This is a genomic window from Vibrio fujianensis (genome assembly GCF_002749895.1).
In the GTDB taxonomy this organism is placed as follows: Bacteria; Pseudomonadota; Gammaproteobacteria; order Enterobacterales; family Vibrionaceae; genus Vibrio; species Vibrio fujianensis.
In genome coordinates this window covers 584,409-584,900 of the sequence record NZ_NBUS01000054.1, presented here as the reverse complement: position 1 = coordinate 584,900, position 492 = coordinate 584,409, and the positions used below count along the sequence as shown (strand labels likewise).

The 492-nt window shown below is 43.1% G+C and carries 1 protein-coding gene and 1 pseudogene; both read left to right on the top strand.

From position 1 onward, the window contains the following. Window positions 1–77: pseudogene (locus tag B7C60_RS19750) on the top strand (MotA/TolQ/ExbB proton channel family protein); the annotation flags it as partial. Beyond that, window positions 77–484 carry an ExbD/TolR family protein gene (locus B7C60_RS15785; protein WP_099612465.1) on the top strand — a complete coding sequence of 136 codons (408 nt, stop codon included), beginning with the start codon at window positions 77–79 and terminating at the stop codon, window positions 482–484. The pseudogene B7C60_RS19750 and the gene B7C60_RS15785, both read left to right, overlap by 1 nt. Window positions 485–492: the final 8 nt, after the last annotated feature.

Sequence of the window (492 nt, the reverse complement as noted above, 5' to 3'; positions counted from 1 at the left end):
TGTTTATCTATGCCCGGTTGGCGAAAACCTGCCGTTTGTGTGAGTTAAAACTTGAAAAATCCTTAAGGAGTCAGTGATGAGACTGGGGCGACGTTCATCGAATCAAGAAGAAGCACAAATCGATTTGACCTCAATGTTAGATATTGTGTTTATCATGTTGATCTTCTTTATTGTCACTAGCTCTTTTGTTCGAGAATCAGGGGTTGAAGTTAATCGTCCATCAGCAGCAAATGTTGCTGCGCAAAAAGATGCGGGTATTTTTGTTGCGATCACTTCGGCTAATGATATTTATATTGATAAAAGGCAAATCGACGCTGAAAGAGTCCAAGCAACATTAGAGCATTTACTGCTTGAGCAGCCAGAAGCCTCACTGGTCATTCAGGCCGATGAGCATGCCTATAATGGTACCGTGGTGAAAGTGATGGATGCGGCAAAAGGTGCTGGTGTAAAAAACATTGCGTTAGCGGCGGAGAAACGCGGATGATGCGTTTA